Here is a 14236-nt window from a genome sequence, read left to right on the forward strand (position 1 = left end):
TCCAGACCAATATCACATCACAAGGCGAACTTTCATTATGTCGGAAAATGCATATCAGCCCGCAAAAGTCTGGACCTGGGACCCTGAAGCCAAAGGTAACGGCGCTAAAACCAATCGTCCGTTCGCTGGTCCCACCCATGAAAAAGCGTTGCCGGTCGGCAAACACCCTCTGCAGCTCTATTCGCTCGGCACGCCTAACGGCCAGAAAGTCACCATTTTGCTGGAAGAGCTGCTGGCGCTTAACGTCAACGATGCCGAGTATGATGCCTGGCTGATCCGTATCGGCGACGGCGATCAGTTCTCAAGTGGTTTTGTCGACGTGAACCCGAACTCAAAAATCCCGGCGCTGAGCGACCACTCAGCAACACCGCCGATTCGGGTATTTGAATCAGGTAATATCCTGCTCTATCTGGCAGAGAAATATGGTTACTTCCTGCCGAAAGATATCGCTGGCCGCACTGAAACGCTGAACTGGCTGTTCTGGCTGCAGGGCTCAGCGCCTTACCTTGGGGGTGGTTTCGGCCATTTCTATCACTACGCGCCAGAAAAAATTGAGTACGCCATCAACCGCTTCACCCTGGAAGCGAAGCGCCAGTTTGACGTGCTGGATCGTCGACTGGCCGATAACCGCTATCTGGCCGGTGATGACTACACTATCGCCGACATCGCCACCTGGCCATGGTACGGCAACATGGTGCTCAACGATCAGTATGGCGCTGCCGAATTCCTGGATGTGCAGTCCTATAAAAACGTGGTGCGCTGGGCGAAAGAGATCGCACAGCGTCCTGCCGTCATCCGCGGCCGCAAGGTTAACCGCGTTATGGGTGACCCGGCCGATCAACTGCATGAGCGTCATGATGCAGCCGATTTTGACATTAACACTGAAGATAAACGCCAGGCGTAAAGGAGCCCACAATGAGCGCATATGTCATCTTTATTCGCGACAAAATTACTAACCCTGAGGAATTCGCTATTTACGGCGAGAAAGCGGGCAAAGCGCGCGGCGACCATCCCATTACGCCACTGGCGTTTTATGGACAGCTTGAGACGCTGGAAGGACCGGAAGCGGACGGCGTTGTCGTGCTGGAGTTTCCGACGGCTGAAGCAGCGCACGGCTGGTATGACAGCCCGGAATATCAGGAAGCGAAACAGCATCGCCTGAAAGGTGCGGAATACCGTGTGGTGCTGGTCCAGGGTGTAGAGCAGTCATAACCTGTTATGACTATGAGAACAGTAAGCCGTAGCCATTAAGGTGCGGCTTACATTCTCATTCGCCAACAGGTTACTGAGATAACTGCACAAAAAAATCCGCAACGTCGAAACGTTACGGATTTGATTAAACTCTCTGAGTATTCGAATATCGTCCGTGATTTTATTTTCAAAAACGTTAGTAAAATCCATCGCTAACATTATGGATAGATAATACCGCTATCGTACAACTCAGATCATGTTTCGTTCAGAAAATATTAAACGAGCGCTACGCTGCCGCTGGTGCCGTAATTCTGGCGGAAGTCCGCTCCATAGGCCGCGACGGTATCTTTACCCCACAGCGCGCCCATAACGGTTCCTACGATCGGGCCAACAATGCTCCCGAAAACCAGGCCTACAACCTGAGCAATAGGGCCGAATACGGCGCTGCGGCTGGCACTACCGCCTACTGCCGCGCCAGTCGCCAGACCTTCAAAAAAACCCCAGACAGCGCCTTCTGCTGCGTCGCCCAGCGTAGCCACTAAAGCACCGCCACTTACGATTTCAGTTTCGATCAGAGATAATTCACGCATGATTAATTTCCTTATATTTAAAGATTATTACGACAGTAAAACTTCATTAAATCACCTTTAATGAAGAGGGGAGGATGCAATGCTTTTGACTAGCTGGAATATTGCTTTCTGATGTCAGCCGCATACGCTGCAACGGCATCTCTGCCAACCATTGCACCCATAATGCCGCCCGCGATAGGGCCAATTATACCGCCAACAATGGCTCCTACGCCCTGAGAGATAATACCAAATACGGCGCTTCGGCTACCGCTTCCGCCGACGGTTACGCCAGTCAGTAATCCATCCAGCACGCCCCAGACAATACCTTCAAAAAAAGTATTAACCTCATCGGCCGTCGCTGGAGCGCCACCGCTTACGACACTAATCTCGTATTCCTTTAGCTTTCTCATTATTTTTACCCCGGCTATTTAACGTAAATTTATAAGCCCTTTTATTTCAGGAAATGTAAAATTGATTTACAGGAACAATACAGCAGCAGAATGCTAAAAAAAATAGTAAAAAAATCCATTTTCTGGAAAAACCTAAACATAATAAAATCACTTTCCAGATATTATGGAACAATCAAAAACTGGGGTAATATTGGGATGATAATAATAAAAAAAGCCAGCCACCTGGTTATATTGTTAATTTTCTGACAACATTAATTCCAGAATGAATAGCAAAACCTATTCCCCAGCCAGTAAAATAGGTCCATGCAAAAAGACAAGAAACATTTTGCTAATAATTAAAAAAAACAACTGAAATTGAAAATCAGATAAAAGCATTAAGACGGCCTGCGGCCGCCATTTATTAACTTAATTCAGCTGAATACGTGCTACGCCGTACAGCTCTTTGCTGCTGTGATGCTGATTAAAGTCAGGCCTGGTGGTGACATAGAGCGTCTGCCCGTCGGGTGAGACCAGCAGATTGTCAGGGTGACGATCAAATGACCAGCTGTTTTTCACTTCATAGGTCGTGCCATCCAGTTGCAGCACCTTCTTCGACTCGCGCTGGCTGATATAAATCTCATTGCGCTTGCCGTTAAACTTAATCCCCATCGAATCACCCACATCAAGACGCTTAATCACCTTGCCGCTGCGCTCATCAAACACCAGGGTGTTTTTCGCCTTAGAATTATCCGTGACAAACAGGCGTCCTGTCGCCGGATCTTCGGCCATGTTCAGGAAAAGATAATTCTGCCCGTCACCGGCTGTCAGACGCTGTTCGATCTTGTGATTACGCGGATTGATTACCAGGATTTCACCGCTGCCGTTCGCCGCGTAAATCCGGTCGCTGACCGGCGAGAAGATAATGCCTGTGACCCACTTGCCGGCATTTTTAATCCGGGTTTTCAGGGTCAGCGTTTTGGCATCGACCACCCAGATCACACCCGGATCGCCTGTGCCGCCGACATAGAGCAGCCCGTCATGCAGAAAGATTTCACGCGTGCCAACCGGTAACCCTTTCTCGTTTTTATCGTCAAACATCAGGCGTTTCAGCACCTTTCCGTTCTCCGGATCAATCTTAGCGATGCCGCCATCCAGTGAGTTGGTGGCGTAGAGTGCGCTGCCGTCCGGCTCGCTAATCAGCCCAAAGTTTTTCAGGTCGAAATGGCCCGTCCCGGTGCTCTGCAGCGTAGTGCCATCAAGACGGTAGATCATGCCGCCACTGATATCGTTCCCTTCCGGCGCACTGGCAACATAGAGCGCATTCCTGGCGGGCAGGTACGCCATCTCATACAACCCTTCACCCAGCTCGCGCTCAATCAGGTTATCGGGGCTGGAGGGCTGCATCACTACGGCGCCACCATCCACTTTTTTCACCGCGGTCTGGCACGCCGCCAGGCTGAAGGTGGTGACCATCACCAGTGCGAGTGCCTTTTTATGCGGGCTGAACAACGCTTTCATGCTTAACTCCCCTATCGACCTGCTCTCCCGGCTGGCCGCAACGCAGAGGACAGGCAGGGAAGAAAAATGAATGAAAATCATACGCATCAGAAAAAAGACTGTAAACGCAGCGTCAGTCTGAAACGACCGAATCAGTTTAATGCGGTATGCTACTTGTCCGCAGATGCTTTTTCAGGCCCGCCCATCCATATAAAATCACTGTTTTTCAACAGATTGCAGATTTTTCTGCAGAAACGCTACAAACGCGGTGATGCGCGCCGGAAGCTGGCGCTGCGCCTGCCAGACCGCAAAAATATCGCCATCAGGGGCCTGCCAGTCGGGTAGCACCTGCAACAGTTCGCCTGTCGCCAGACTGTGCTGCGCGTCCCACCAGGAGCGCAGCAGAATGCCATGCCCATCCATCGCCAGCCGCATCGCCACTTCACCATCGTTGGTAATCAGGCTGCCGCGCACTTTCTGGCTGATGCTCTGTTCGCCGCTGGTCAGCCGCCATAACGTAAAATCGCTGTCGTGCTGACGCAGTAAAATGCAGTTGTGCTGCGCCAGATCGCGCACCGTAGCGGGCAGGCCGTGACGGGCAGCATAGGCGGGTGAGCAGCAGAGGATGCGCGGATTGGTGCGCAGTTTACGCGCTACCAGCCGCGAGTCGGGCGGTTCACCGACGCGGATATCAATGTCCATGTGCGCATCCAGAAAATTAAGCGGCTGGCTGCTGAGCGACAGCGATAGCGAGAGCTGCGGATGCAGTGCGGCAAAGGCAGAGACGCAGGGCGCAATGTGCCGACGACCAAAACCAAATGAGGCATTGATGTTAAGTGTGCCGCGCAACTGAGCCGTTTCACCGCTGACCGCCTCTTCCAGCGCCACCAGCTGATCCAGCAACGGGCGCGCACCTGCCAGATAACGACGGCCTTCCGGCGTCAACTCCAGCCGTCGCGTGGTGCGGCGCAGTAGCTGCACGCCAAGCCGTTGCTCCAGCTGGCTCAGACGCTTGCTGACCGCCGCCAGCGACAGGCCCAGTTCACGCGCCGCCGCGGTCAGACTGTCCAGCGCGGCCAGGCGAACAAAGAAGGCTAAGTCATCGGTGGAGGTGCGGGATTCTCTACTTTGATTCAACAATGGATTGCCTTTCAGGCTCATTATTTCCCCGGAATCGACAGTTATACTGCGTACACAATTCGAACATCAACCGGAAAGGTGCCCTGTGACTGACAAAATTCACCGCATTGCCGTTATCCCTGGCGACGGCATCGGCAAAGAAGTGATGCCGGAAGGCGTCCGCGTAATGAATGCGGCCGCAGAGAAATTTAACATTCCGCTGCGCTGGGAGTGGTTCAATTACGCCAGCGCCGACTACTGGCAGCAGCATGGCAAAATGTTGCCTGACGACTGGTTTCCACAGCTGAAAACCTTTGATGCGATCTATTTTGGCGCGGTCGGCTGGCCTGATGTCGTGCCCGACCACGTTTCGCTGTGGGGCTCGCTGCTGCAGTTCCGGCGGGAGTTTGATCAGTATGTCAATCTGCGCCCGGTGCGGCTGATGCCTGGCGTCAAAGCGCCGCTGGCGAATCGTCAGCCCGGCGATATCGACTTCTATGTGGTACGCGAAAACACCGAGGGTGAATACTCCAGCGTTGGCGGCACCCTGTTTCCCGGCACTGACCGTGAAGTGGTGATTCAGGAGACGGTGATGACGCGCACTGGCGTCGATCGCATCCTGAAGTTTGCGTATCAGTTGGCCCAGAGCCGGCCGAAGAAACACCTGACCTCCGCCACCAAATCCAACGGCATCGCCATCACCATGCCTTACTGGGATAGCCGCGTCGAAGCGATGTCCGGCCAGTTCCCCGAGGTTCGCGTCGATAAGTATCACATTGATATTCTCACCGCCAACTTCGTGCTGCACCCGGACTGGTTTGATGTGGTGGTCGCCAGTAACCTGTTTGGCGATATCCTCTCCGATCTCGGCCCGGCCTGTACCGGCACTATCGGCATTGCGCCTTCCGCCAATATCAACCCGGAAGGGCTGTTCCCCAGCCTGTTCGAGCCGGTTCACGGTTCTGCGCCCGATATCGCCGGTAAAGGCGTCGCCAATCCTATCGGGCAGATCTGGTGCGGGGCGATGATGCTGGAGCACCTCGGCTACAAAGCGGCGGGTGATGCGGTGTTAGATGCGATTGAACGCACGCTGGCGGCGGGACAGCATCTGACGCGCGATCTCGGCGGCAGCGCCAGCACCGAACAGCTCGGTGCAGCCATCGCCGCCGCGCTGTAAATCAATCCGGCAACTGCACCACGCACTCAGGGTGCCAGCCTGACGGTAACGGCTCCGGACGTGTTATCATCAGGCTGTGCAGTTGCAGGTTCTCCACCCCACGCGCGAACAGGCCCGGCAGTCCGCCGGGATAGCGCTCGACACCAAAGGCTTCGCCGGTTTTCGGGTCAAGTTTGTAGGCGTTATCCAGCCCCATGCCGGTCGGGGAGTCCGGGTTACAGGGCGGCCGTACATCATAGTGTCCCTGTGCAACCGGTGCCACGCTCTGCCGCATCTGCAGCTGGCTGATGACCACATCGCGTATCCAGCCCGGTTCTGCCGCATGCAGGTTAATCGCCCCTTCTGACACGCCCGTAAGATTACTGAACTGCACCTGCTCCACGATGCCGGGCATGATGGCAGGATCGCGGCGGCGTACCGAAATATGCAGCGGATCGGCTTTACCCCAGTGACAGGGCGGCGCGTGATGACAGGCAAAGGTCAGATTGCTGAACAGCAGACGCCGCATCGCGCCGCCGTCACGCGACAGGATGCCGATGCCGCGGTTGGAATCAAAAATGGTGCAGCCGGTTACCGTGACATCTTCGACGTCATCCCAGGTTTCAGTGCCGATCTTAAAGGCGCAGCTGTAGCTGCGCAGCAGACAGTTGGTGATCATGATCTGTCGCGCCGGACGCCGTAGCGCGGCCGGTTTATGGGTGGTTTTGATGCAGATGGCATCATCAGCGGCGCTGAGGTAGCTGTTGCTGACAAACACGGCTTCGCAGCTGTCGATGTCGAGCGCATCGGTATTTGGCATCGTCATGGCGTTGTCGATGGTGAGGTGGTCGATATGCACATGGCGACAGCTCACCAGATGCACTGTCCACATCGGTGCCTGCACTATGGTAAAGGCGGTCAGCGTCACCTGTTCGCAATCTTCAAACACAATGATGCGCGGCCGGTCGGCACGCGGCAGACGATAGCCCTGCTCGTCACGCTCAGCGGCAAACCAGGCTTCACCCTCGCCATCGATGCGGCCGGTGCCGCTAATGGTGATATTGCGCTGGCCCAGCGCATAGAGCAGCACGTTGTGGGACTTTTCCGCGCAGCTCAGCGCCTGTACCGCCTGGTAGTCAGCCAGCCGCGGACTGGCGATCAGCACCGCACCCGCTTCAAGGTGCAGCTCAAAATCAGAGGGCAGGTTCAGGCAGCCGCTGCGATAACGTCCGGCTGGCAGCGTCAGACGGCCACCGCCTGCCGCCGCAATCTGATCCATCGCGCGTTGCAACAAGGCCGTGTCCGGGGTTTCGCCATCGGCGACAGGGTGAAAATCAGCAAGGGAAAGGTGCATCATGCGTCTCCCGCAGGGTTGAGGAGGAGGAATTGCAGCACGATACGGCGCGGCAAACCTTTGTCTGGCCGCCAGTGCGCCGTTTCGTGCGGAACTTCACAAATTACTTCACGGCCCCTTCGGTGACGCCGCTGATGAACTTGCGCTGGAAAATCAGGAACACCACGATCAGCGGCATAATCACAATCATCGCGCCCGCCATCAGCACCGGAATGTCGATGGTGTTTTTGTTCTGGAAAAACATCATGCCAATCGGCAGCGTGCGCAGCTCATCCTTGTTGACCAGAATCAGCGGGATCAGGAACTCATTCCAGGTCCAGATAAACAGCAGCAGCCCCAGCGTTGACAGGGTCGGCCAGATAGCGGGCACCAGAATGCCCCACAGAATTTTGACCCGCGATGCCCCATCCATCACCGCCGCTTCCACCAGTTCTTTCGGCACCTGCTGAAAAGCACTGGCGATCATCAGCGTGGTAAAGGGCAGCGACAGGGCAATTTGCGGCAGGATCAGCGCCAGATAGGTGTTGGTCAGCCCCATCCAGCGCAGCTCGTGATAGAGCGGAATGATAAAGGCTTCACTCGGCAATACCATCCCCAGCGCCAGCATCGCTCCGATGACTTTTTTACCGGGGATTTTCAGCCAGGCGAAACCGAACCCGGCCAGAATGCCGAGCAGCACGCTGAACAGCACTACCGGAATGACCACCAGTACTGAGTTGAGGAAGTAGACGTTAAAGTGACCCTGCTGCCAGGCGGTCAGGTAGTTTTTGAAATTCAGCGAGGCGGGCAGCGTGAAAACACCCTGAAACAGCTCCATCTGGGTTTTAAACGAGGTCATCAGCGCCATCAGAAAAGGCAGAATCGTCATCAGCGCCACGATCCAGATCAGCGCGCGTGAAATCACCGGCGTGCTTCGCATCAGTAACGCTCCTTTAAGGCCAGGTGGATCAGATAGTTAATCCCTAAAACAATGATCATGCTGAACACCGCGACCGACGAGGCGTAGCCAAAGTAGTGCAGGTCAAAGCCCTGCTTATACATAAAGATGTTGGTCACCATGGTGGAGGTGCCCGGCCCGCCCTGGGTCATCACATAGACCAGGTCAAAGGCTTTCAGGCTGGCGATCACCGTCAGCAGCAGGGCAATCCGCAGTTCGGGCCGCAGGCCAGGCAGCGTGATGCGCATAAACTTCTGGCGACGTGACGAGCCATCCAGATCGGCGGCTTCCAGCAGTGATGGGTCCATACGCTGCAGGCCCGCCATAAACAGCACCAGACAGAAGCCGAAAAAGTACCAGGTGGCGACCAGCCCCACGGCGGGCAGCGCCCAGGTAAAATCACCCAGCCAGGAGAGCGCCAGCTGTGGCAGCCCAATCGCGCGTAATATCTGGTCGATCGGCCCGAAGGCCGGATTATAAAGCCAGCGCCACACCACGCCCAATACCGCCATCGGCATAATGTAGGGCAGGAAAAAGAGAATGCGCAGCACGCTGCGTTCGTTGTTGTTGCGCGTGTCATAGAGAAAGCTGCAAAGCAGCAGGCCGACGCCAATCGGCAACAGGGTATAGAACAGCATCAGGATGGCGTTGTTGCCCAGCGCAATCCAGAAAACCGGATCGCTGAACATCCGCAGGTAGTTACTGATGCCACTAAACACCGGCAGCGAGGTGCCGTCCCATTCAGTAAAACTGATACCCAGTGAGGCCAGCAGCGGGAACAGCAGAAACACCGCATAGACCAGCACCGCAGGCAGAACATAGAGAAAATTACGCCAGCCGCTTAAATTCAACATAACCCTACTCGTGGTTCAGAACGATGCTCAGGCCCGGCTGTGCGCCGGGCCTCCGGCTTAATGCTTCAGGGTTTTCAGGTAACGCTGATAGTTATTATCAAAATTGGCCACCATCTGATCGGCAGTCTGACGACCCGCCAGCAGCAGCTGGACGTTCTGATTCAGCTCGGCATTCATGGTCGGCGTGGCCCAGTCCACATAGTGGCCTAAACCGTCATAGTCGTTGAGCGTCAGCCAGACCTGATACGCCTCCGCCAGCAGCGGATTGTCCGCCGGCATTTTGGCCGCCTTGTTAGTACTGGCCGGCAGGAAGCCCACTTTCAGCCAGCGGTTCGCCATAGCATCCGAGACCATATAGTTGATGAACTTCGCCGCGCCCTCCTGCTGATCTTTGCCTTTGGCGGTGCTGGTAATCGAGAACGCCAGATCGGTCCCGCCCACCATCAGCGGCTGCTTCACGCCTTCACCGGCAGGCATTGCGGCAAAGTGAATATCCTTGTTGTCTTTAAACTGGCCGAGATACCAGGTGCCACTGACGAGGAACGCGGCCTGGCCGTTCTGGAACAGCGTCGCCGCATCGTCGTGACCAATGCCCTGAAAGCCAGGGAAGAAGTACCCTTTGTCGGTCCAGCTCTTCATCATGGTGGCGGCATTGACCAGCTTGCTGTCTTTGAAGGTACCGCCCACATCGTAAATCAGATTATCCAGCGTCTTGCGGTCGTGGCTCTCAATCTGCGCCTGCCACAGGGTGCTGAGCAGCTGCTGGCCCATGTTGCCATCGAGCAGGCCCAGCATCATCGGTGCGGTGCCCTGCTGTTTCAGCTTCGCCATGGCACTTTCCAGCTCGGCCAGCGTTTTCGGTACCGCAATGCCCACTTTATCCAGCAGCGCTTTGTTGTAATAGAGACCGACCATTTCGCCCAGGCTGGCGACGCCGTAAAGCTTGCCGCTGCCGAACTCGCCACTGTCTGACCAGCGGTTACGTTTCAGAATCGAGTCCGGGAAGCGCGTGGTCCAGCCGTAGCTGGCGGCATAGCCGTCGAGTGGCAGCAGCAGCTTATCTTTAACCAGCGACCCCATATCACCGCCGCCCTGATTGACCTGGGCGATCTGCGGGCCATCACCGGCAGTCAGTGCCAGCTTCAGCGGAATGCGGGTATCTTCAAAAGAGTGAACTGAGCGGTTGATCACGATGCCGGGATTCTGCTGTGAGAACTCTTTAATCCCTTCATCCACCGCGGCAGTCTGCTCCGGGTAGTTGTAGATATCCCACTCATTCAGAGTAACAGCGGCGTGAGCGGCATGAGAAACGCTGCCCGCCAGCAGGCCTGCTGCCAGCAGCCGACCCACATTGCGAATTCGGAACGAACGAACGGAGGAAACAGACATTATGCTCACCTTCTTCAGACCAGGATCGGCATCCTTTCATCTCACCGCCTGACATCCTGCAGGCTGCAGCCGCACACAAACGCACTCACTCATACTTACTTTAATAGAAAAATAAAGTCAAACAGCCTGCAGTGGGAATTGCAACGCTGTGAGCACGCGCAAATAAACAGCGACATGGCGTGAAATTCAGCACACCGCGCTGGCTTTCAGACGATTAACCCTGGCGGCACGTCGCCAGTCACGTTTTCAATAGCAGGAGATACCAGTACAATAATCGCAAAATAACGTCCTGATAAAACATATGAAAATCCTATCACGCTCACACTTTTCCCTTCCGGACGGCCTTAAAACGCTGGCCAGCCGCGGCGCTCCTGACGTGTTGGCGATCACAGTTGTGCATCCTGACGCCGCTAAACATTGCCGAACCGCCTGCGTTAGTGCGATAAGGTAATTATTCTATCTTGAAAACTAAGTCCACTTTCATTAACGTAACTTTCATCTGCGGATCTGTTCAATCCCTGACCGGTTCCCTCACTCACGAGAATTCACCATGGCGAATCAAAGTGTCATTCGTCCGGCCACGCCGGCGGACTACCCGGCGCTCTACCGCATCTGCCTGGAAACAGCCGATGCAGGCAGCGATGCCCGCGCGCTCTACTCCGATCCCGACTATCCCGGCCAGCGTTTTGCCGTGCCCTATGCGCGCTTCGCGCCTGACTTTGCTTTTGTGCTGGAGCGGGACGGTGAGGTGCAGGGTTATGTCGTCGCCGCGCCCGATACCCGCGCGTTTGAAGCACAGCTTCAGGCCGAATGGTGGCCGCAGCTGCAGGATAAGTATCGTGATCGCAGCGCCAGCGCCCCGCTCGACAGCAAAGTGCTCGACGCAATACGTCATCCCGACCAGGCTGCTGACACGCTGGTGACGCAGTGGCCCGCGCATCTGCATATCAACCTCCTGCCGGCGGCGCAGAAAGGCGGCTGGGGTCGCCGGATGATTGAGCATGAGCTGGCGGCGTTGCGGGCGGCGGGCGTCAGCGGTGTCCATCTTGGCGTCAGCCTGCAGAACGAGCAGGTCTGTGCCTTCTATGCGCGCATGGGGTTTACCCCTATCCTGCGCAGCAATGCCATCTACATGGGCCAGTTACTCTGAGTGAGGTAGCCGATGACCAGCCTGCGCTTGCAGAATGTGAAGAAGTCGTATGAACACGTTAATGTCATTCATGGCATCGACCTGACGATTAACAGCGGTGAATTTGTGGTGTTTGTCGGGCCATCCGGCTGCGGCAAATCGACGCTGCTGCGGATGATCGCCGGGCTGGAGGAGATCAGCAGCGGACAGTTGCTGATTGAGGAGCAGGACATGACGCAGCAGCCCGCCACCGAGCGTGGCATCGCGATGGTGTTCCAGTCTTATGCGCTCTACCCCAACATGACGGTGCGCGGCAATCTGGCCTATCCGCTGGAGGTGATGAAAAAGTCCAGAGCGGAGATCAACGAGGCGATCACTCAGACGGCAGCCCGTCTGCATCTCACCGAACTGCTTGATCGCCTGCCGCGTGCGCTCTCTGGCGGACAACGGCAGCGTGTGGCGATAGGCCGGGCGATTATTCGTCATCCGCGTATCTTCCTGTTCGATGAACCGCTCTCTAACCTTGATGCTGAACTGCGCCTGCAGATGCGCATTGAGATCGCCCGGCTGCACGCCTCGCTCGGTAACACGATGATTTATGTGACCCACGATCAGCTGGAGGCGATGACGCTGGCTGACCGCATTGTGGTGCTGCGTCAGGGCCGCATTGAGCAGGTCGGCGCACCGCTGACGCTCTATCACGATCCGGATAATCTGTTTGTCGCTGGCTTTATCGGCTCCCCGAAAATGAACTTCCTGCGGGCGGAAATCAGCGCCACCGGCGAGGGTGAAGTGCAACTGCGGGTGCCGGAACTGAAAATTGAGGGCCTGGTGCTGAAAATCGCCGCAGACTGTCGTGAGGGCCAGACCGTGACGCTGGGCATTCGTCCTGAGCATTTCCAGCCCGCCGCGCAGACGCCGGATGCACTGCGCTTCCACGGCGAGCTGGCCTATGGCGAGATGCTGGGCCACACCAACTATCTCTACCTGGATATCGGGCGCGAGCAGATGCTGGTGGTGGAAGAGCGCGAAGCAACCACGCGCGATATGGGCACACAGGTAGAACTGGGCTTTTCTGCCGCGCATTGCCTGCTGTTTGATGAGCAGGGATTGCGCCTGCGCTAAGGCAAACGCGGAAATAAAAACGGGCGCCGAAGCGCCCGTGAGATTGTTGACAAAGTCCAGCTCGATAGCGGTAAGACCGAGCCTGCGAAGGGAACACGGTAAGATCGGAAAGACGCAAAAACCGCCATCCATGGCATGCCCGGCCCGCGCGATTACGCACCTCATCCCTGAGGTGCGCCCGTAACCGGGCCAACGCGTTGCGTTGTTCAAAAACGCTCCCGGCGTTTTTGTCCCTGCCGCGGGACGCTTTCCTCCTCTGAGCGTGCTCCCTGCGCATTGCGCTTATTCATTGCTGCCAGACTCACCCTGACTTGGGTTTGTCAGCAGTCTGGCGGGCGCTTAGCGCCCGTTTTTATTCCAGGGATAACTCAGGTGACCGGCTCTTCATCGGCCTGCGCCGCCAGCAGATCCAGCAGCCGGTTGACGGCAAAACCCGCCGCGCCCAGCGCCCACATCCGGTTCGATTCCGTCAGGAACTGCAACGGCGTCATGTGCGGCGTCAGTTTGAGCCGGTATGCCTGGAAGCTCTGAGTGATGTGATCGAGCAGAATGCGTGATGCCATGTGCGGCTCCATCGCCAGATAAACCACGTCCGGATCGTAGGCCACTGACAGGTTCGCCAGCGAAATCCCCAGCTCGCGCCCTGCCTCTTCCAGCACCGCCAGCACCTCGGGCGTTGGTCGCTGATCCAGCGCCTGCAACGTAAGGCCCTCCATCGGTTCCTGCTCCGCCAGCCGCTGCAGAATGGCGCGCGATGAGGCGACATCTTCCAGCAGACGCAGCGAGCCATCACCCACCAGCCCGTTGCCGATCTCGCCTGCCTTGCCATGACGACCGCGATAGAGCTGACGATTCAGGATGATGCCTGCACCGATCCCTTTGCCGTAGGTGGCGATTACCGCTGACTGGGCATTACCGAGCTGCCCAAACACCAGCGCCGCCATCGCCATCGCGTTGGCGTCGTTCTCGATAAAGACCGGCAGCGAGAAACGCTCTTCCAGCAGACGTGCAATCGGGACATTATCCCAGTCGAGCACTTTGGAGCGGATGCAGTAGCCGTTTTCAGCATCAACCAGGCCCGACAGCGCCAGGCCAATCGCCCCGACCCGCTTCTCCTCGACACCTCGCAGGAACTTCGCCAGCGCATCGCCGAGCTGGCGCGGTGTCAGCGTGCCTTTCGGCATCTGCTGCTCGCCCAGCAGATTGCCGCTGAGATCGGTCATGACGATCAGGTTGCGTTCTGCATTGAGCTGAATGCCAATCACGCTGGCGCGATCGGGATTGAGTCCAAGCAGCGTTTTTGGCCGTCCCATCGACACGCGACGCAGCCCCAGCTCCTGCACAATCTCCTGTGCCAGCAGCCGATTAGTCGCCTGCGACACGGTCGACATGCTCAGTCCGCTGCGGACTTTCAGGTCTGACTGGCTGATCGGCGCATTTTCAACAATCAACCGCAGAATGCGCGCGGTTACGTTGGGAGCGGTCATAAATTCCTCGGGTTATCTGGCAGAAGAGGTTCAGCCAGTT

The 14236-nt window shown here is 56.5% G+C and carries 14 protein-coding genes; 5 read left to right on the top strand and 9 right to left on the bottom strand.

Going from position 1 to position 14236, the window contains the following annotated elements; translation table 11 throughout:
• Positions 1-37: 37 nt before the first annotated feature.
• Both yghU and ACTJKZ_RS15585 read left to right on the top strand, forming a co-directional pair.
• Entirely contained in the window at positions 38-904 is an 867-nt protein-coding gene (gene yghU, locus ACTJKZ_RS15580; RefSeq protein WP_260059071.1) for a glutathione-dependent disulfide-bond oxidoreductase, read from the top strand.
• Between the two features lie 11 nt (positions 905-915).
• Positions 916-1212 carry a DUF1330 domain-containing protein gene (locus ACTJKZ_RS15585; protein ID WP_161736375.1) on the top strand — a complete coding sequence of 99 codons (297 nt, stop codon included), beginning with the start codon at positions 916-918 and terminating at the stop codon, positions 1210-1212.
• A 254-nt stretch (positions 1213-1466) separates the two neighbouring features.
• Here ACTJKZ_RS15585 and ACTJKZ_RS15590 read toward each other — a convergent pair whose 3' ends face one another.
• From ACTJKZ_RS15590 to ACTJKZ_RS15605, 4 genes are all read right to left on the bottom strand, one after another.
• Complete coding sequence (locus tag ACTJKZ_RS15590; RefSeq protein ID WP_150037891.1) at positions 1467-1781, bottom strand: DUF5862 family protein; 315 nt, start codon at positions 1779-1781, stop codon at positions 1467-1469.
• A gap of 89 nt (positions 1782-1870) precedes the next feature.
• On the bottom strand, positions 1871-2170 hold the full coding sequence (locus tag ACTJKZ_RS15595) for a DUF5862 family protein (RefSeq protein ID WP_285086654.1): 300 nt from the start codon (positions 2168-2170) through the stop codon (positions 1871-1873).
• Positions 2171-2575: 405 nt separating this feature from the next.
• A complete protein-coding gene (locus tag ACTJKZ_RS15600; RefSeq protein ID WP_440829813.1) occupies positions 2576-3667 on the bottom strand; it encodes a hypothetical protein in 1092 nt (363 codons plus the stop codon).
• A 195-nt stretch (positions 3668-3862) separates the two neighbouring features.
• Positions 3863-4807 carry a LysR family transcriptional regulator gene (locus ACTJKZ_RS15605; protein ID WP_161736371.1) on the bottom strand — a complete coding sequence of 315 codons (945 nt, stop codon included), beginning with the start codon at positions 4805-4807 and terminating at the stop codon, positions 3863-3865.
• A gap of 64 nt (positions 4808-4871) precedes the next feature.
• On the opposite strand from ACTJKZ_RS15605, the gene ACTJKZ_RS15610 reads away from it, so the two are divergent.
• A complete protein-coding gene (locus ACTJKZ_RS15610; protein ID WP_161736370.1) occupies positions 4872-5942 on the top strand; it encodes a tartrate dehydrogenase in 1071 nt (356 codons plus the stop codon).
• Position 5943: 1 nt separating this feature from the next.
• On the opposite strand, the gene ACTJKZ_RS15615 is transcribed toward ACTJKZ_RS15610, so the two are convergent.
• The 4 genes from ACTJKZ_RS15615 to ACTJKZ_RS15630 all read right to left on the bottom strand — a co-directional run bounded on the left by ACTJKZ_RS15615 (position 5944) and on the right by ACTJKZ_RS15630 (position 10455).
• Complete coding sequence (locus ACTJKZ_RS15615) at positions 5944-7275, bottom strand: glycoside hydrolase family 28 protein (RefSeq protein WP_440829840.1); 1332 nt, start codon at positions 7273-7275, stop codon at positions 5944-5946.
• Between the two features lie 103 nt (positions 7276-7378).
• The gene (locus ACTJKZ_RS15620) at positions 7379-8194 is read right to left on the bottom strand and encodes a carbohydrate ABC transporter permease (RefSeq protein WP_010252038.1); all 816 of its coding nucleotides are present in this window, start codon (positions 8192-8194) and stop codon (positions 7379-7381) included.
• Positions 8194-9066 carry a carbohydrate ABC transporter permease gene (locus tag ACTJKZ_RS15625; protein WP_161736369.1) on the bottom strand — a complete coding sequence of 291 codons (873 nt, stop codon included), beginning with the start codon at positions 9064-9066 and terminating at the stop codon, positions 8194-8196. The genes ACTJKZ_RS15620 and ACTJKZ_RS15625 overlap by 1 nt, the downstream gene beginning before the upstream one ends.
• Positions 9067-9123: 57 nt before the next feature.
• On the bottom strand, positions 9124-10455 hold the full coding sequence (locus tag ACTJKZ_RS15630; protein ID WP_440829814.1) for an extracellular solute-binding protein: 1332 nt from the start codon (positions 10453-10455) through the stop codon (positions 9124-9126).
• Between the two features lie 550 nt (positions 10456-11005).
• Here ACTJKZ_RS15630 and ACTJKZ_RS15635 point away from each other — a divergent pair.
• Together ACTJKZ_RS15635 and ACTJKZ_RS15640 are read left to right on the top strand one after the other, a co-directional pair.
• Positions 11006-11605: a GNAT family N-acetyltransferase gene (locus tag ACTJKZ_RS15635; protein ID WP_161736367.1), complete on the top strand. Its 600-nt coding sequence runs from the start codon at positions 11006-11008 to the stop codon at positions 11603-11605.
• 12 nt (positions 11606-11617) lie between these two features.
• Positions 11618-12709: an ABC transporter ATP-binding protein gene (locus ACTJKZ_RS15640; protein WP_161736366.1), complete on the top strand. Its 1092-nt coding sequence runs from the start codon at positions 11618-11620 to the stop codon at positions 12707-12709.
• Positions 12710-13077: 368 nt separating this feature from the next.
• Here ACTJKZ_RS15640 and ACTJKZ_RS15645 read toward each other — a convergent pair whose 3' ends face one another.
• Positions 13078-14196: an ROK family transcriptional regulator gene (locus ACTJKZ_RS15645; RefSeq protein ID WP_161736365.1), complete on the bottom strand. Its 1119-nt coding sequence runs from the start codon at positions 14194-14196 to the stop codon at positions 13078-13080.
• Between the last annotated feature and the right edge of the window lie 40 nt (positions 14197-14236).

The organism is Pantoea sp. 22096, from assembly GCF_052045955.1.
Classification (GTDB): domain Bacteria; phylum Pseudomonadota; class Gammaproteobacteria; order Enterobacterales; family Enterobacteriaceae; genus Pantoea; species Pantoea alfalfae.

What these genes read in the sequence shown, in the direction of transcription:
- yghU (WP_260059071.1), top strand. Translation starts at nt 38, where the DNA reads ATGTCGGAAAATGCATATCAGCCCGCAAAAGTCTGGACCTGGGACCCT.
- ACTJKZ_RS15585 (WP_161736375.1), top strand. Translation starts at nt 916, where the DNA reads ATGAGCGCATATGTCATCTTTATTCGCGACAAAATTACTAACCCTGAG.
- ACTJKZ_RS15590 (WP_150037891.1), bottom strand. Translation starts at nt 1,781, where the DNA reads ATGCGTGAATTATCTCTGATCGAAACTGAAATCGTAAGTGGCGGTGCT.
- ACTJKZ_RS15595 (WP_285086654.1), bottom strand. Translation starts at nt 2,170, where the DNA reads ATGAGAAAGCTAAAGGAATACGAGATTAGTGTCGTAAGCGGTGGCGCT.
- ACTJKZ_RS15600 (WP_440829813.1), bottom strand. Translation starts at nt 3,667, where the DNA reads ATGAAAGCGTTGTTCAGCCCGCATAAAAAGGCACTCGCACTGGTGATG.
- ACTJKZ_RS15605 (WP_161736371.1), bottom strand. Translation starts at nt 4,807, where the DNA reads ATGAGCCTGAAAGGCAATCCATTGTTGAATCAAAGTAGAGAATCCCGC.
- ACTJKZ_RS15615 (WP_440829840.1), bottom strand. Translation starts at nt 7,275, where the DNA reads ATGCACCTTTCCCTTGCTGATTTTCACCCTGTCGCCGATGGCGAAACC.
- ACTJKZ_RS15620 (WP_010252038.1), bottom strand. Translation starts at nt 8,194, where the DNA reads ATGCGAAGCACGCCGGTGATTTCACGCGCGCTGATCTGGATCGTGGCG.
- ACTJKZ_RS15625 (WP_161736369.1), bottom strand. Translation starts at nt 9,066, where the DNA reads ATGTTGAATTTAAGCGGCTGGCGTAATTTTCTCTATGTTCTGCCTGCG.
- ACTJKZ_RS15630 (WP_440829814.1), bottom strand. Translation starts at nt 10,455, where the DNA reads ATGTCTGTTTCCTCCGTTCGTTCGTTCCGAATTCGCAATGTGGGTCGG.
- ACTJKZ_RS15635 (WP_161736367.1), top strand. Translation starts at nt 11,006, where the DNA reads ATGGCGAATCAAAGTGTCATTCGTCCGGCCACGCCGGCGGACTACCCG.
- ACTJKZ_RS15640 (WP_161736366.1), top strand. Translation starts at nt 11,618, where the DNA reads ATGACCAGCCTGCGCTTGCAGAATGTGAAGAAGTCGTATGAACACGTT.
- ACTJKZ_RS15645 (WP_161736365.1), bottom strand. Translation starts at nt 14,196, where the DNA reads ATGACCGCTCCCAACGTAACCGCGCGCATTCTGCGGTTGATTGTTGAA.